13 protein-coding genes are annotated in these 15,979 nt (G+C 64.2%); 11 read left to right on the plus strand and 2 right to left on the minus strand.

The window, feature by feature from the left end:
- Window positions 1-10: 10 nt before the first annotated feature.
- Window positions 11-1,096 carry a glycosyltransferase gene (locus ACYQ0L_RS10235; protein WP_459789053.1) on the plus strand — a complete coding sequence of 362 codons (1,086 nt, stop codon included), beginning with the start codon at window positions 11-13 and terminating at the stop codon, window positions 1,094-1,096.
- Between the two features lie 137 nt (window positions 1,097-1,233).
- Here ACYQ0L_RS10235 and ACYQ0L_RS10240 read toward each other — a convergent pair whose 3' ends face one another.
- On the minus strand, window positions 1,234-2,529 hold the full coding sequence (locus ACYQ0L_RS10240) for a phospholipid carrier-dependent glycosyltransferase (RefSeq protein WP_459789054.1): 1,296 nt from the start codon (window positions 2,527-2,529) through the stop codon (window positions 1,234-1,236).
- Between the two features lie 125 nt (window positions 2,530-2,654).
- On the opposite strand from ACYQ0L_RS10240, the gene ACYQ0L_RS10245 reads away from it, so the two are divergent.
- The 7 genes from ACYQ0L_RS10245 (at window position 2,655) to ACYQ0L_RS10275 (ending at window position 11,838) form a co-directional block, all read left to right on the plus strand.
- Window positions 2,655-3,860 (plus strand): trans-sulfuration enzyme family protein, encoded by a 1,206-nt coding sequence (locus ACYQ0L_RS10245; RefSeq protein ID WP_459789055.1) that lies wholly within the window; start codon window positions 2,655-2,657, stop codon window positions 3,858-3,860.
- Window positions 3,861-4,134: 274 nt separating this feature from the next.
- Window positions 4,135-5,406 carry a Glu/Leu/Phe/Val family dehydrogenase gene (locus ACYQ0L_RS10250; protein ID WP_459789056.1) on the plus strand — a complete coding sequence of 424 codons (1,272 nt, stop codon included), beginning with the start codon at window positions 4,135-4,137 and terminating at the stop codon, window positions 5,404-5,406.
- Window positions 5,407-5,500: 94 nt separating this feature from the next.
- Window positions 5,501-5,899: a Co2+/Mg2+ efflux protein ApaG gene (gene apaG, locus ACYQ0L_RS10255; protein WP_459789057.1), complete on the plus strand. Its 399-nt coding sequence runs from the start codon at window positions 5,501-5,503 to the stop codon at window positions 5,897-5,899.
- Between the two features lie 266 nt (window positions 5,900-6,165).
- A complete protein-coding gene (locus tag ACYQ0L_RS10260; protein ID WP_459789059.1) occupies window positions 6,166-6,885 on the plus strand; it encodes an acid phosphatase in 720 nt (239 codons plus the stop codon).
- Between the two features lie 220 nt (window positions 6,886-7,105).
- The gene (locus tag ACYQ0L_RS10265) at window positions 7,106-9,790 is read left to right on the plus strand and encodes a TonB-dependent receptor (protein ID WP_459789060.1); all 2,685 of its coding nucleotides are present in this window, start codon (window positions 7,106-7,108) and stop codon (window positions 9,788-9,790) included.
- Between the two features lie 344 nt (window positions 9,791-10,134).
- On the plus strand, window positions 10,135-10,950 hold the full coding sequence (locus tag ACYQ0L_RS10270; protein WP_459789061.1) for a LysR family transcriptional regulator: 816 nt from the start codon (window positions 10,135-10,137) through the stop codon (window positions 10,948-10,950).
- 132 nt (window positions 10,951-11,082) lie between these two features.
- Window positions 11,083-11,838 (plus strand): PilZ domain-containing protein, encoded by a 756-nt coding sequence (locus tag ACYQ0L_RS10275; protein ID WP_459789062.1) that lies wholly within the window; start codon window positions 11,083-11,085, stop codon window positions 11,836-11,838.
- Here ACYQ0L_RS10275 and ACYQ0L_RS10280 read toward each other — a convergent pair.
- On the minus strand, window positions 11,831-12,679 hold the full coding sequence (locus ACYQ0L_RS10280) for a hypothetical protein (RefSeq protein ID WP_459789063.1): 849 nt from the start codon (window positions 12,677-12,679) through the stop codon (window positions 11,831-11,833). The genes ACYQ0L_RS10275 and ACYQ0L_RS10280 overlap by 8 nt on opposite strands.
- A 162-nt stretch (window positions 12,680-12,841) precedes the next feature.
- Between ACYQ0L_RS10280 and ACYQ0L_RS10285 the strand changes: the two genes are divergently transcribed.
- From ACYQ0L_RS10285 to ACYQ0L_RS10295, 3 genes are all read left to right on the plus strand, one after another.
- Window positions 12,842-14,617, plus strand: a complete 1,776-nt coding sequence (locus ACYQ0L_RS10285) for a hypothetical protein (protein WP_459789064.1) — start codon at window positions 12,842-12,844, stop codon at window positions 14,615-14,617.
- A 328-nt stretch (window positions 14,618-14,945) separates the two neighbouring features.
- Window positions 14,946-15,158: a cold-shock protein gene (locus ACYQ0L_RS10290; RefSeq protein ID WP_459789065.1), complete on the plus strand. Its 213-nt coding sequence runs from the start codon at window positions 14,946-14,948 to the stop codon at window positions 15,156-15,158.
- An 84-nt stretch (window positions 15,159-15,242) separates the two neighbouring features.
- Window positions 15,243-15,701, plus strand: a complete 459-nt coding sequence (locus tag ACYQ0L_RS10295) for a hypothetical protein (RefSeq protein WP_459789066.1) — start codon at window positions 15,243-15,245, stop codon at window positions 15,699-15,701.
- Window positions 15,702-15,979 lie beyond the last annotated feature (278 nt).

Consider the following 15,979-nt stretch of genomic DNA (forward strand, 5'->3'; position numbering starts at 1 on the left):
GAGGGGGCTAATGCCACAGATCGCGGTCATCCTGCCCACGCTCAACGAGCGAGAGAACCTTGCGCCGATGGTCGAGCGGCTGGAGCACGCGCTCGCCGGCCTCGACTGGGAAGCGATCATCGTCGACGATGACAGCACCGATGGCACGGCCGACGAGGCCCGCGCGCTGGCCCTCGCCAATCCGCGCTTGCGGTGCCTCCAGCGGATCGGGCGGCGCGGGCTCGCCTCCGCAGTGATCGAGGGGGCCTGCGCGACGCCCGCCCCGGTGATTGCGGTGATGGATGCGGACCACCAGCACGACCCTGCGCTGATCCCGGCAATGCTCGAAAAGCTGCGGGACGGAGCGGACCTCGTGGTCGCCTCGCGCTTTGCCGAGGGCGGCAATGCCAATGGCCTGTCGAGCGCGGCGCGCGAACGCGGATCGCGCCTCGCCAACCGGCTGGCGCGCGCGCTGACCGGGGTGGAACTGAGCGACCCGATGAGCGGGTTCTTCATGATCGAGACGGCGCGGGTCCGCGCGCTCGCCCCGCGCCTTTCGGGCATCGGGTTCAAGGTGCTGCTCGACATCCTCTCGGTCGCGCCCGGGCGGCTGCGGGTGGCCGAAGTGCCGATGCGTTTCGGCGAGCGGCGCAGCGGCGAGAGCAAGCTTGACCGCGCGGTCGCGTTCGAATTTCTCGTGATGCTGTACGAGCGGTATTTCGGGCGGATCTTCCCCACCCGTTTCATGCTGTTCGGCACGGTCGGCGGGGCGGGCGTGCTGGTCCACATGAGCGTGCTGGCGCTGTTCTACCCCGGCATGACCGCGACCTTCTGGAAGGCGCAGGCGATCGCCACCTTCGCCGCGATGAGCTTCAACTTCTGGCTCAACAACTGGCTGACCTATCGCGACAAGCGGCTGAAGCGCGCGGGCGCGGTGCTGCGCGGCTGGGCGGTGTTCTGCGCGGCCTGCGCGGTCGGCGCGCTGGCCAACGTGGCGCTGGCGAGCTTCCTCCAGATGCGCGGGGTTCACTGGGTGCCCGCCGCGCTGGGGGGAATCGTGGTCGGCGCGGTGTGGAATTACGCGCTGTCGAACCGGTTTGTCTGGGGGCGCGTCTAGTCTAGTCGCGCCCAATCTCCCCTCCCCATGGGGAGGGGCCGGGGGGTGGGGCTTCGACGTTCATCGCTCGATCCGTCCAAGCCCCCAGCGCCGTACACCCCCACCCGACCTCCCCCTCAAGGGGGAGGAGAGGGAGCCTATCTCCACCCGTCGAGCCACATCCACTGGTTGAAGGCCTGCTCGCCCCACAACTCGGCCGCGCTCAGGATCGGGTAGAAGTACGCGAACACGCCCACGCTGCCTGCCAGCACCGCCCAATAGGCCCAGGCGCCTCCGCGCTCCTTCAGCCACGCAATCGCCAGCGCCAGCGCCGCCAGCAGGAAGCAGCTCGGCAGGAAATAGTGGTAGTAGAACTGGATCGGCTTGGCCGCGACGATCCAGAAGCCGATGCTGACGGCATAGAGCACGAACACCGCGCCCGCATCCACCCGGCGCTGAGCGATGGCCGCCCAGCCGCACCATGCGACACCCGCAAGGCCCAGCCACATCGTCAGCGGATTGCCGATCAGCATCACCCCGCGCTGCGCGCCGTCGGTGACCTCGTAAAGATACCAGATCGCGCGCGTATCCAGCACCCATTGCGACCAGGTCGACTGGTAGGGATGCGCTTCCTTCACGCTCTGCTGGAGTTCGAGCATGTGGCGGTGCGCGCCCAGCAGGTCCATCCCGGCGAAGGGTCCGCCCTCGACATGGAACGCAGGCCAGAAGGTCGCGGAATAGACCGCGAGCGGCAGCACGCCAAGCCACAGCGCCGCCTCGACCAGCGAGACCCCCGGCACCGGCCCCCCCCTGCTGGTGGAGAGGCCGCGCACCGGCCCGGCCGCGTGCAGCCGCAGGGCGAGGAAGAACAGGCCGAGCGCGGGGGCTAGCGGCGCAGCGTTCCACTTCGATGCGATCGCGCAGCCCAGCGCAATGCCCGCCAGCGCCAGATGTACCCGCGCGGTTCGCACCCGTCCGGCGCGGAAAGCGGCCGCCAGCTGCCACAGCGCGGTGAGGAAGAAGGCGGCCATGAACACGTCGAGCATCGCGATCTGCGCATGGATCAACAGCAGGAAGCCGCTCGCCAGCAGCACGCCATAGGCGATCACCGCATCGCGATTGAGACTGGCATGCCACAGCGCGCGCATCCCCGCGAACAGCGCCAGCGCGCCCGCCACCGCCGAAAAGGCGCGCCAGCCCCACGGATTGTCGCCGAACAGCGCGATGCCAGCTGCGATGATCTCCTTGCCCAGCGGCGGATGCTCGGGGTTGCGATAATCGAACCCGGTCAGCAGCTCGCGCGCGGCGGGCAGGTAGTGGATCTCGTCGAAGAAAGGCCCGCTCGGCAGCCACAGCCGCCACAGGCACAGCAGGAAAAAGCCGAGCGTCAGGCCGATGCAGGCCAGCAAGGGGTCGTCGCTTGCAGGAACGCGTGTCGCGTACGCTCGGGTCATCGCCCGGCAGCGATACGGGCGCGGCCGGGCGCGGACAAGCGGGCCGATCACGAAGGTGCGCACCCGTGGCCGATCCGCCACGCCGCGCTTGCGGGCGCCCTGCCGCCGCCGTAAGCGCTGGGCCCATGAAGAAGACTGCCGGTATGGATCGCTCCGTCACACAGAAGTGGCGCCCCGCAACGCAGGCCGTGCGCGGCGGCACCTGGCGCAGCGAACATGGCGAGACGAGCGAGGCGATGTTCCTCACCTCAGGCTATACCTACGACAACGCAGCCGAAGTCGCCGCGCGCTTCGCGGGCGAGGCCGAGGGGATGACCTATTCGCGGCTCCAGAACCCGACCGTCGCGATGCTGGAAGAACGCATCGCGCTGATGGAGGGCGCGGAAGCGTGCCGGGTGCAGGCGAGTGGCATGGCCGCAATGACCGCCGCGCTGCTGTGCCAGCTCAACACGGGCGACCACTGCGTTGCCGCACGCGCCGCCTTCGGCAGCTGCCGCTGGCTGGTCGACAACCTGCTGCCGCGCTTCGGGATCGAAACCACGGTGATCGACAGCGCGGACAACGACGCATGGGAAGCCGCGATCCGGCCCAATACCAAGGTCTTCTTCTTCGAAACCCCCGCCAACCCCACGCTCGACATCGTCGATCTGGAACATGTCTGCGCGCTGGCGAAGGCGCACGGGATCACCACGGTGGTCGACAATGCCTTCGCCTCGCCCGCGCTCCAGCGGCCGATGGAATTCGGCGCCGACGTGGTCGCCTACAGCGCGACCAAGCTGATGGACGGGCAGGGCCGCGTGCTCGCGGGTGCGGTGTGCGGTACGCGGGAATGGATCGACGAGGTGCTGCTGCCCTTCCAGCGCAACACCGGGCCCAACCTCTCGCCCTTCAACGCCTGGGTCGTGCATAAGGGGCTCGAAACGCTCGACCTGCGGGCCCACCGGCAGAGCCAGAATGCGGTGGCGCTGGGCCGGATGATGGAGCCGCGCGTGCCGCGCATGCTCCACCCGGGGCTGGAGAGCCACCCGCGCCACGCGCTCGCGCTGAAACAGATGCCCGCCACCGGCCCGATCTTCGCCTTCGACCTCGGCAGCCGCGAAAAGGCGCACGCACTGCTCGACGCGCTCGAGCTGATCGACCTGTCGAACAATATCGGCGATTCGCGCAGCCTCGCCTGCCACCCGGCGAGCACGACGCATGCAGGCCTGACCGAGGAAGCGCGCACCGAGATGGGCGTGACCGAGGGGCTGGTGCGGATCAACGTGGGGCTCGAGGATATCGAGGATATCCGCGAGGATATGGACAGGGCGCTGGGCGCGGCGGGGTTCTGACCGGTCGGCTTGTTCGGGGCTTTCAGCGCCAACTCAAGGAAAGCACCAACGCCGGGTCAAGCCCGGGCCGACGGCAAGGACAGGGAGCGCCATAAACTCGACGTCGCCCCGGACTGGATCCGGGGCCGATGCTCCTCTTCAAGCGCGGTGTCCCCAGAGCCGACGGGACATGGAACCTCGCGCGATCCACCCCGTCCTTTGGGAACATCCCGGAACGGCCCCGCCCACTCACGTTCTCTCCTGTGACAGCAGAAAAGAACAGGAGACGACACACATGGGTGAACATCTGGCAGCGGCGCAGGAGCGGATGACGCGGGCGGCGGAGATGGTCGGGCTCGACAAGGAAGTCGTCGCGCATCTCGAGAACCCGATCGAGACGCTGTCCGCCTCGGTCAGTATCCGCCGCGACGATGGCTCCTCGCTGACGCTCAAGGGCTGGCGCTGCCGGTACAATTCCGCGCTCGGCCCGACCAAGGGCGGCATCCGTTTCCACCCATCCGTCCACCTCGACGAGGTCGAGACGCTCGCCTTCCTGATGACCATGAAATGCGCGCTGATGGGACTGCCCTTCGGTGGCGGGAAAGGCGGGGTAGAGGTCGATGCGCACGACCTCTCGACGATGGAGAAGGAGCGTGTGGCGCGCGGCTATGTCCGCGCGATGGCGAAAATCCTCGGGCCGAATCGCGACGTGCCCGCGCCCGATGTCGCCACCGGCGAGCGCGAGATGGCGTGGATGGTCTCCGAATATTCGGAGATCGCGGGCTCAATCCAGCCGCATGCCTTCACCGGCAAGCCCGTGGCGCTGGGCGGGATGCCCGGGCGCACGCCCGCGACCGGGCGCGGCGCGCATATCGCGCTGGAGGAAATGCGCGATCTTGCCGGGCTGGGCGAAGAGGGCGGCCTGACGATCGCGCTGCAGGGCTTCGGCAATGCCGGCCTGTGGTTCGCCAAGGCCGCCGCCGATGCCGGGCATACCATCGTCGCGGTCGCCGATTCCTCGGGCACGGTGTCCGATCCCGACGGGCTCGATATCGAGAAGCTGGCCGAGGTGAAGGAGGAGCAGGGCAAGGTAGGCGCCTATGACGGCGGCAACGCGCAGTCCTCCGACGATCCCGAAGCCGTGCTTGCGACCGAATGCGATGTGCTGGTGCTTGCCGCGCTGGGCGGGGTGATCGCCGATGAAGACGATGCCCACACGCTCAAGTGCAAGGCGATCGTCGAACTGGCCAACCGCCCGGTCCTGCCCGCCGCGGACAAGGCCCTGCAGGATGCGGGGATCGAAGTGGTGCCCGATATCCTCGCCAATGGCGGCGGGGTCACGATCAGCCATGCCGAGTGGGTGCAGGGCCGCCAGGGGATCGACTGGAACGCGGACGATGTCGACGATTACCTCGAAGACACGATCGCCGAAGCGTCCGAAAATGTGCGCGAGGTGATGCAGGAGTGCGACACCGATATGCGCACTGCCGCCTATGCGGTGGCGCTGCGCCGCCTGTGTGCCGCGATTTCGGCGCATGGCACGCGGGCGGATTTCGGCAAGAGCTAGCCTGCGGGGGGAGCTCGGCCGTGCGCTGGTGCGGGCACCTGCCCGCAAGAGCGCCTTGCCCTCTCCCGCAAAGCCATTAGGCTCCCGACTCGTGATGAAGAACCTGTTCGACCATGCCGCCACGACCGAGGATATCACCGTCCGGGTCACGGTTAACTTCCTGCCGGAGCAGAGCGACCCTGCGAACGGCAAGTGGTTCTGGATCTACCACATCCGGATCGAGAACGCCTCGCACGAGCGGGTGCAGCTGATGACCCGCCACTGGCGGATTACCGATGCGCAGGGCCTCGTGCGGCATGTCGATGGCGAAGGCGTGGTCGGCGAACAGCCGGTGCTGACGCCGGGGCGCAGCCACGATTACGTCTCCGGCTGCCCGCTGACGACGCCGTTCGGATCGATGGAAGGCTTCTACACCTTCCACCGCGAGGACGGATCGCCGATCGAGGTGCGCATCCCCTTCTTCCCGCTGGCGGCACCTGCCACCGCGCATTAGGGCACGCGCGCTCGGCAACCCCGAGGTGAGGGAGCGCGAAGTGAGAGCCTGCGACTGCTTTGCGCCCCAATTGCTGTCATGCGATCGGCCCCGCTACGACCCGAAAACTGCCGTTCGTTCAGCATGAAGCAGTCTCAGAGCTATGCGCCATAATCAGGGAATTTGCATCGGCATGCCGCGAACCGTCTTGAGGATGTAATAACCTCCCGCCACTGGGCGCCCCAGAGCTTCACAGGGCCTCGGAGGCGACGGTGCGCAAAGCGATCATGCTGCTTTTCTTGGCGATCGGGGCCGCTGCGCCCGCCGGATCGCAGACGACGCAAGACGGGTATCTCAGTCCCGAACTGCGGCCCGACCTGGTCGAGGTTCTTCCGCCCCCGCCAGCCCCGGATTCAGCGCGGGCCGATGCCGACCGGCGAATATACCGCGAGAGCCGCGAGCTGGAAGGAACGCCCCGGTGGGACCTTGCCACCAGCGACGTGCGTGGTGGCATGCTCGATCATTTCTCGTGCGCGCTCGGGGCCCGGCTGGACGAAGAGGACGTCCCTGCGCTTCACCATCTGATCGAAAGGGCGGGGAACGACCGCCGCGTAGTCGGCGACGCCAAGCGTCACTATCAGTCCAAGCGTCCGTGGCTCGATAGCGACCTTCCGATCTGCGAGGCACGGACCGAGCATCTTGCAGGCAATGGCGACTACCCATCCGGCCATGCCGCGCATGGCCAGCATGTCGCCATGATCCTTGCGGCTCTCGCACCCGATCGCGTGACGCAGTTGCTCGCACGGGGCCGCGAGTTCGGCGAAAGTCGCTGGGTGTGCGGTTCGCACACCCAGAGCGCGGCCGAGGCGGGAACGCTGGCAGGCGCGGTGATCTTCGCCGCGGAGATGAATTCGGAGGAATTCCGCGACGATCTCGAAGCTGCGCGCAAGGAGCTTGTCGCAGCGCGTGCCGCCGCACCCGCACCGGAAGGCTGCGGCAACCAATAAGAAAAAAGAAGATCTCCGCCGCCCGGCAGGGGCGAGCGGAACAAGGCATCGGGCGAGGAAGCCTGGGCGGTGCGCCGTCGGCGCTGTCCGACTTAAAAACAAGGGATCGATTGAAATGCTTGTGAAGCCAACACCAGTTCGCCGTGCTGCGAGGCTGCTCGGGGGAGCAGCGCTCGTCGCGCTCGCCGCAGCCCCTGTGGCCGCCCAAACCGCCCAGGAAATGCCCGACGACGAAGACGCGTCGGTCGAAGCCCCCGCTGGCGAAGACAACGTGATCGTCGTCAGCGGATACCGCCAGGCGCTCGAGCGCGCGATCGACATCAAGCGCGATACGATCGGCTTTTCCGACTCGATCGTCGCCACCGATATTGCCGACTTCCCCGAACAGAACCTGTCGGAAGCGTTGCAACGCGTCCCCGGCGTGACGATCGAGCGCGACAAGGGCCTGGGCACGCGGGTCAACGTGCGCGGTCTGCCGACCGAGTTCACGCATGTTCAGATCAACGACCTGGCCACCGCTTCCGGCTCGGGCGGGCGCGACGTCGAGTTCGACATGTTCGCGTCCGAACTGATCCAGACCGTCACGGTCTACAAGTCGCCCACGGCGGCGCAGGAAGAAGGCGGCATTGCCGGCAGCGTCGCCATCCGCACCGCACGCCCGTTCGATTACTCGGGCACGCGCGTGGTCGGCTCGGTCGAGGGCGCGTACAACTCGATTTCGGAGAAGGTGGATCCGCAGGCCTCGCTGCTCGTCAGCAACACCTGGGGCGATTTCGGCGTGCTGCTGTCGGCCGCTTACGGCCAGCGGACCAACCGCACCGATTCCAATTCAGGCATCAATTTCCGCCCGATCTCGCGCTGGACCGATCGCGGCAACGCGCAGACAGACCAGGCGATCGCCGTGCTGGAACGCGACGTGGGGATCACGCTCGATCCGGATGACGACGATCAGACCGCCCGAATCGTCTTCCTCGATAAGGTCGGCGACCGGGTGTATCTGAACGACCAGGAACGCCTGGGTTTCTCCGGTTCGCTCCAGTACAAGCCGAGTGACGATCTGAGCGTGACGTTCGACGGCTTCATCGGCTCCTACGACACGACAGAGGACGAATACGACGCCGCCGCCTATTCGGCATCGAGCCGCTCCACGCTCGACACTATTCACGACTACGATGACACCACGCTCGCCGATTACGGCATCGTGGTCCTGCGCGATGTGTCCTACACCGCGACCCAGCATGAGTTCCTGAGCAAGGAACGCCTCAACGAAACCGATTACCGGCAGTTCGGTGGTGAGCTGAACTGGACCCCGGGTGACTGGTCGATCGACATTCTCGGCGGCTATTCGGGTGCCGACAAGTCGCTCGACCATGCCAATCTCAAACACGTGGCTTACGCGCCGTCGCGCACCCGCTATACCGAGACCGGCGGCGAGACGATCCCGAGCGACGATCCGAACACGATCGACATGTACAACTCGCCCGCTTCCTATCTCTTCGAAGCCTATGAGACGACGTACGAGGAAATCTCGGACGACAAGTACGCCGCGCAGATCGATCTGGGTCGCTCGTTCGAGCGGGGCGGACTGCTGGGCCTCAGCGCCATCCGGATCGGCGCGCGCTACACCGACAAGACGAAAGAGCGCAATTACGGCGAAGAGAAGATCCAGGGCCCGACCCGTGGTGACAGCTCCTACGTCAACGAGCGCACGCTTGCGGACAGCGAATTGCAGGACGTGATCGATATCGTCGGCGGCAAGGATTACCAGGCACGCGACCTGACGTGGGCGCAGGTGTCCAACGAATACGCGCGCGATTTCTTCCGCCCCGACGGGTTCGTCTCGCCGTTCGACGAGGGGGCCTACTACCGGGTCGAGGAGAAGACCTGGGCCGCCTACGCGATGGCCGATTTCGATTTCGACCTGGGACCGGTGCCGGTCTTCATCAACGCAGGCGCACGCTACGTCAAAACCGACGTGCGCTCGGCGGGGTACTTCCAGATCCAGAACCCGGACGGGTCGACCGGCTATTCGGACGAGCCCGTTTCGAGCGAGGGCGAGTACGACAAGATCCTGCCCGCCATCAACGCGACTGCCGAGCTGTTTGACGGGCTGATACTGCGCGGCGCGGCTTCGCAGACCCTGATCCGCCCGGCGCTGACCGATCTGGCATACAAGCGCACCGCCAGCTTCAACGAGTTCCGCTTTACCGACGGCAACCCGAACCTCAAGCCGACCTATGCCGACCAGTGGGAAGCGGGCCTGGAATATTATTTCGGGTTCGGCGGGCTGCTGGCCGCATCCTACTTCTGGAAGAACATCGAAGGCGTCGTCCAGAACGAGCTGACCGGGGTGGTTCGCGACGTGACCAAGTACAACGCCAACGGCACGATCGACGGTGTGTATGATTTCGACGTCTACCAGCCGGTCAATGCAGAAGGCTCCTACGATGTCAGCGGTGTGGAACTGGTCGCGGTCCTGCCGTTCGGCGCGGTCGTGCCGGCGCTCGAAGGCTTCGGCATCAACGCCAACGTCACCTTCCTCGACAGTTCGCTGACCGGGGAATCGGACATTGATGTTCCGACCTCGCCGGTTGGGCTGGCAGACAATGTCTACAACGTCACCGCGTTCTACGATGGTGGTCCGCTGCAGGTCCGCCTCAGCTACAACCGCAAGGGCGCCTACGTGGAGCGGATCGAGCGGAACATGTACCCGGTCTATCGCGATGCGTACGGCCAGTTCGACTTCGCGGCGAGCTATCAGGTCACGCCCAATTTCCGGCTGGAACTGCAGGCGATCAACCTGACGGACGAGGCAACCACCGGCTACACGATCGATCCGTCCTTCCCGACGACCTACGAGTTTTCGGGCAGCCGGATCAGCCTGGGCGTTCGCGCGCAGTTCTGATCGCGGGATTTACGTAAGCCATAAGAGAAAGAGTGTGTGCACCGTCCAAATTCGGGCGGTGCACTCGCTTTTGAATCGGCTCGCTCAACTTGCTTGATCCGGTCTTTTGAAAGGAAGACGGCAGAACGTCGAGCGAGCAGCGGCCATCATAGACGATAGAGCGCGGCTCACGACGGCAATCTGGATTACCTGCTACGGCCGCTTTCAGAATGTCGGCTTTTTTCAGCTCGATCACGGAGGCCGAACAGTCCGCTTTCGGTCCGAAGCCTCCGCGCGGATCGCGGGTGTCGAGAGCGTAACCCGGCTTGCCGCACGCGCCCTCGCTGGCTAGCGGTTGGCGCGATATGAAGCGCACGCTCCTGCCCCTCAACGCCCTGCGCGTGTACGATGCCGCCGCGCGGCACCTCTCCTTCACCAAGGCGGCGGACGAGCTGGCGGTGACGCCCGCCGCGGTCGGCCAGCAGATCCGCGCGCTCGAGGATCACCTCGGCACGGTCCTGTTCCGGCGCACGAGCAAGGGGCTCGAACTGACCGAGGAGGGCGAGGCGGGGCTCGATTCGCTGCGCGACGGCTTCCTGCGGTTCGAGGAGAGCGTCGCCGCGATGCAGGCGGGGCAGGCGGTCGACCGCTATGCCCTCGGCGCGCCGCGCGGCATCCTCGAAAGCTGGCTCGCCCCGCGGCTCGCCGCGTTCCAGGCGGAGCATCCGAACAGCCGCTTCCAGCTGCGCGAGCGGGAGAGGGCGGATTTCTCCGAGGCCAATCTCGACCTCGCGATCTGGCTGGCGGAGGGGCCGGGCGAATATCCGGGTGAACAGCTGACCCAGCCGCAATGGGTCACCGTCGCGCCCAAGGATTCGCCGCAGGCGCAGGGGCGCAGGATCGGCTGGCCCGGCGACGGGTGGACCGATGCACCCGAAAGCGAGGGCGAGCCGTGCATCGCCGTGGGCAGCGCGGGGCAGGCGCTCGCCTGCGTGGTCGCGGGGATGGGCGCGGCGCGTCTGCCGCATGCGCTGGCGGCAGAGGCGATCGCGGCGGGCAGCGTCACGGTGACCGCGGGGCCGGACGCGGGCCGCCGGTCCTACTGGCTGCTCGCCCCGCCGCCGCAGTGGCGGCAGAAGAAAGTTCGCGCGCTCGTCGCCTGGCTGACGGCCGCTGCCTGAGCGACTCGCCGCCGTCATAGGTACCATTGCGCAGGGTGATTCCCACCGGCTGCGGTAACCTGTTGCTAACCACCGATGTGAAAGATGACGCAACGTAAGGGGGCGCGAGTCCCCCGATAACGACCAGCGAGGATGCCCCCACCCCCTGCCATGGCGAGCCCCGACCATCTTGCAGAGTCCCATGACGCGGCTGGCACCGCGTCGGGCTCCGATCGCCGCAGGAACGAGCGGCAGATCGCCACCTTCCGCACCTGCTGCGTGGTCTGGCAGGGCGAAGCGCACCCCGCGATCCTGCGCAATATGAGCGATGGCGGCGCGATGTTCGAAGGGCTCTTCACCCCCGAGGTCGGCGACATCGTGACCTACTGGTGGGACGGGATCGAGGAGGTCGAGGCGCGGGTCGCCTGGGTGAAGGGCACGCATGTCGGCGTCGCCAACCTTTCCGGCCCGGTCTGCCAGATCGAGTGGCCGCGCCCGCGCGCCACCCGCGTGCCCGTGCACCTGCCGGTGCGCGTATGGACCGGCGCGGGGCCCCAGCGGGCCGAGCTCGAGAACATCTCCCTCTCCGGCATCGCGCTCCACGGGGTGAGCGGAATCGAGCCGGGCACGCTGTGCACGATCGAGCTGAACGGCGAGGCGTTTCACAATTGCTGCGTCATCCGCAAGGAGGATGCGGTCCTCGGCATCAAGTTCGACAAGCCGCTCTCGCCCGCGAAGCTGATGCAGCTGCTCGACGGGAACGGATCGCTCGCCCATGTCGCCACCGGGCCGACCGCGTCGCGCGACGCGCCGCAGCCCGCGCCCACCCCGACCGAAGGCGAGAGCGAGGCGGAAAGCCCCTGCGCCCGCAAGCCCGCGCAGCCGAACGTGGTGCGCCGCTTTATCTGACCTTTCCGCCGTCCGCCTGTGCCGCGTCCCCGCCGGACGCATCGGCCGCGCCCGCCGCCGCTCCGCCGCCCTCTTCTTCGCCACCCGCACCGTCCTCTTCCGGCTGCCCCGGCCCCTCGTAGGTCACGCGCATCACCCCGTCCGGCCCGCGCCGCCGGCGGATCAGCGCCAGCTTGCGTTCGAGGCTGGCGAAGATCTCCGCCTCGCTCTTCGCATTTTCGCGCTCGATCTGCGCGAGCACCTCCGCGCGGACCCTCTCGTAGAGCGGGTGGCCGGGCGCGACATGGCTGTCGCTGGCGTAGCGCGCGGGCAGGCGATGCTGGAGGAGGAAGCGCAGCAGGTTGTTGTCCGGCTTGTCCCACGTGCCGAGCAGCTTCCCGCCCGAGACGATCGGCGTGGGCGTGCCCTGCAGCGCACGTTCGAGCGCACAATCCTCCAGCCGCTGCATCCCCCGCTCCAGCGCCGCGTCCCACGCGGCGGCAAACCCCTCCGCCCCCGGCTTGCTGCGCAGCTTGTAGAGCGCCTCCATGCTCTTCCCGATGGAGCGCGCCGCCTGCGTGACGATGCCCGTCGCGGCGAGCGTCGCGATAAACCGCCGCTGCCGCTCGGGCGTGATCGAGTTGGAGCGCGGATGTGTGTGCAGGTAGGGCGCAAAGGCGAGGAGCGGATCGTCGTCCTCGGGCAGTTCGCCGGTGTAGGCTACGGCAGACGTGGCCTGGCGACCCGTCCGCCGGTGGCAGACGGCCTGCCCCGAAGCGGAGCCTGTATCGCGTGGGTCAGGGGAGGGCGTGTTCGAGCGACGGTCCTCGGCGGACCCAGCGGATGACTCATTGGGGGGCATAGCCGCAGGTAGATTGCAGAATGTGGGGGAGTAGGACAGCGGGAAGAGTTCTGAAATAATTGGGCCTGCCCAGCGCATGGCTGTGGACTTCACATACTCGCAGCACTGGATATCGAAAAAAACAGTGAATACAACGAGTGGGACGAAGAGGGGGCCGAAGCGATGCTAAATCCGAAGAATCAATGGCCGGACTCTGACACCGCCCTATCGGTCAAATTTATCGCGCAAACGATGTTTGAGCTTTTGGACCCCCAGCAGAATCCTAGCTTTAGAGTCAAGACTTTGGACCTATTAGAGGTCCTCTATGAAGTGATGCGCGTTTGTGAAGATGTCCAAGAGGCCGGCGTCGACCAGCGGGTTGCCGAGTCAGTCATTCAAGAATGCGTGACCACTCTCCGGAACGATATCATAGTCTCAAAGAGCTATGCATTTGAGATAAATGCGTTTGAAAAAATTTGTCAGGATCTTGGAAGTAAGAAAAGATCATTATCGGATATAGTGCATCATGCAAGTTACTTTGTTGCAAAATTAGGCGACATATATAAGGATGATCTTAAAGAATTTATAGTAGAGCACTATAATATAAGAACGGACCGGCATAAGCTACGAATTGCAATATCATCTTACTTATCACACTTAATTAACCAAGGTTATTCGAGGTCGTATCTGCTGAATAGGGTTCAGGAGAAATTTTTTAAATCAGATTTGGGAAAGGTCGAGAAACGGACTATTTCAAAATTTCTAAGTGAGTTTACCTGTGATGAAAAGCAGTACGTAGTATGGGCATTGGCGCCGAAGGCGGCTGGCAATTTTGTTCGCAAGCTCGGTGATGAATGGCCGACTGTTCAAAATGTCCAATCTGCTCCCGCGGACGTTCGAGCATGGATTGATAATTTAAATGAGTCCCTTGGCGAGAATCCGAAGGTGATCTCTATGGCTGTGGAAGCGCACGATCCCTACTCGGCGGTGAGGCTCTTCAATGAGCGAATGGAGAGTACGCACGCGCTTACATCCCTGGTGCAGCCGCACGTGATAATAAGATGGTCTTTGAGGGCTTATGTTCGGACGCCGCGAGCGCGATCCGGTGCCTCGGTAAGCCGTTTCCAGTCTATGTTTCGTGAATTCAAGCTCGACTCTGCTGGGGTGACATCGAACAAGGTTCGGAACCAAGCTAGGAAGATTGTAAATAATTTCGACGAGGACTCAACAGATAGGATTCTTAATTCTCTCTCTTACGGACAGATCGCGAAAAACTCTTTAAACGGCGAAAACGCGATAATATCAATTTGGTCCTCATTTGAAATACTAATCAGGAATCCGCCCCGAGGATCGGTTCGAATTAATCATTATAAGTCAGCAATCGTTCCGGTATTATGCTTGAAGTATGTTCGCAGAATACTTAACTATGTTTATTCTTATTGCAGATTGCAAGACAGGGAATTCCTGGAAGGCTGTGTTGAGAATGTTGAAAGCGATTACGATAATAATTTGCTGAAATTTGCTTTACTTCTTATAGCTGAAGATCAAGATGAGAATCAAAATGCCTTATTTGCGAATGCGGCGCCCAACCCATTGCTTCAATACCACCTTTGGTCATTCAGGGATCGCTTCCTAAACCCGGTGGAGTATAGAAGGAATCTCTGCGCCCATGAAGATCGCGTTAATTGGCAGATAGAGAGGATATATCGGGCGCGGAATCAAATTGTTCACGCAGGATATGCTGAGGCATACCTTGAATCCCTAGCTCGACACGCGAACGAGTACTTTCGGGCGACAATTGGTCCATTGGTTAGTAGATCGAGATTTCAGAGCGATGAAAACGTCGATGATGTCTTGGCGCAGTTTTCTATAGAATACGGCGCTCTAAAGGCGCGCTTATCTGATTTGACCAAGGTCAAGCGGTTTGCGCGCGACGACGTCAATTACTTTTTTGTTTGATTGCAAAGCGGCCCGTTCCCCTTGCCCGCCCCAAATCCAACCACCCGCACCGCCAGCCGAGGCGATGACTAGCTCCCGCCGATGCCTATACAGCCGACCATAGCAAGTAATCTACCGAGCCCGTCGCAAATCGCGACGGCCGACGTGCTTTGCCTGTAGCCCCTGCCAGCACCTTGTAACTGCGCGAATTGGCACCATTTATTAGTCAGCTACCAGTCGCGATCGACGGTCCCGAGGGCCAGTTGCCCTTCCTTCTTTCCATTTCGCCTCTTAGCCCGCGCACAAGCGGTCGCTGATGAACGCCTGCGCGAAATCGAAAGATAAAATCATGACCCATTATGGCAAGATTCACAGCTACGACACCGGCAAGGGCAGTGGCATGATCACTCCCGAAAAGGGCGGCGATGCGCTCGCTTTCTCCAAGGCCGACCTCAAGGGTGACGCTGCCGAGCCCAAGCAGGGCCAGCGCTTCGGTTACGAAACGAAGCAGGTCAGCGGCTCCAAGCCTCAGGCCACCAACCTGGAACCCCAGAAGGCCTGATCCGATGGCGACCCCGGGTGCGGCGCATGCGCTGCGCCCGGGGTCGCTGCCTTACCGGTTTGCACGGCACCTAGGGGGTTTTCCATGGAACTGAACGAATTGCTTCACGCGCATCAGGCCGCAGTCATGCGGGCCAGTGCTTCCGGCGATACCGCCGCGCGCGACGACCATTTCGCCAAGGTCGCCGAATATGCCGAGCGCATCCGCGCGTTGCGCGACGTACGACCGAGTGCCGGTGCTGACAGCGATCCCGCCCCGCCACAGGGGCACGCGACCATCATCTATGGCTCCTACTCCGAACCATCGGAGGCTGCCGGGGCGGCGGAGCCGATGAAGGCATGGGAAGATGAGGGCGGCGCGCTCGATCCGCCCGAACTGCCCGGGCCGACACTGCCTTTCGGAGTGACCGCGAGATCGGTACGCGAATATCATGTCGGGCCGTATCGCTACCAGGATCTGGGGCTGGCGCTTGACGAACACTTGCGCCAATTGAGCGCCGCAGCGCCAACCGACGGCCTTGACCCAACCCCCAAATCCAACTAAGCGCAGCACCAACCGAGGCGAGGGCTAGCTCGCGCCAAGGCTTACAGAGCTGAACATTGCCGGTTTTGTCCCGGGGCTGTCGCGATTCGCGTCGGCCTCTTTCTCGTTCGAGAGGGCAGCCGTCAAAGTAATCCGGGCGGCCCATCGCGGGCGTGTTCGGGTGGAGCGTTTCAGGCTCGTGCGAGATTTCGCCAGGCGGCGGCGCTCATGCGCATTCGCCATGCCGGCATGCACGACCCCGATACACTCCATTCGATCGCAAGCGCGAAGCCATCCAT

This window comes from Alteriqipengyuania triglochinis (genome assembly GCF_054655655.1).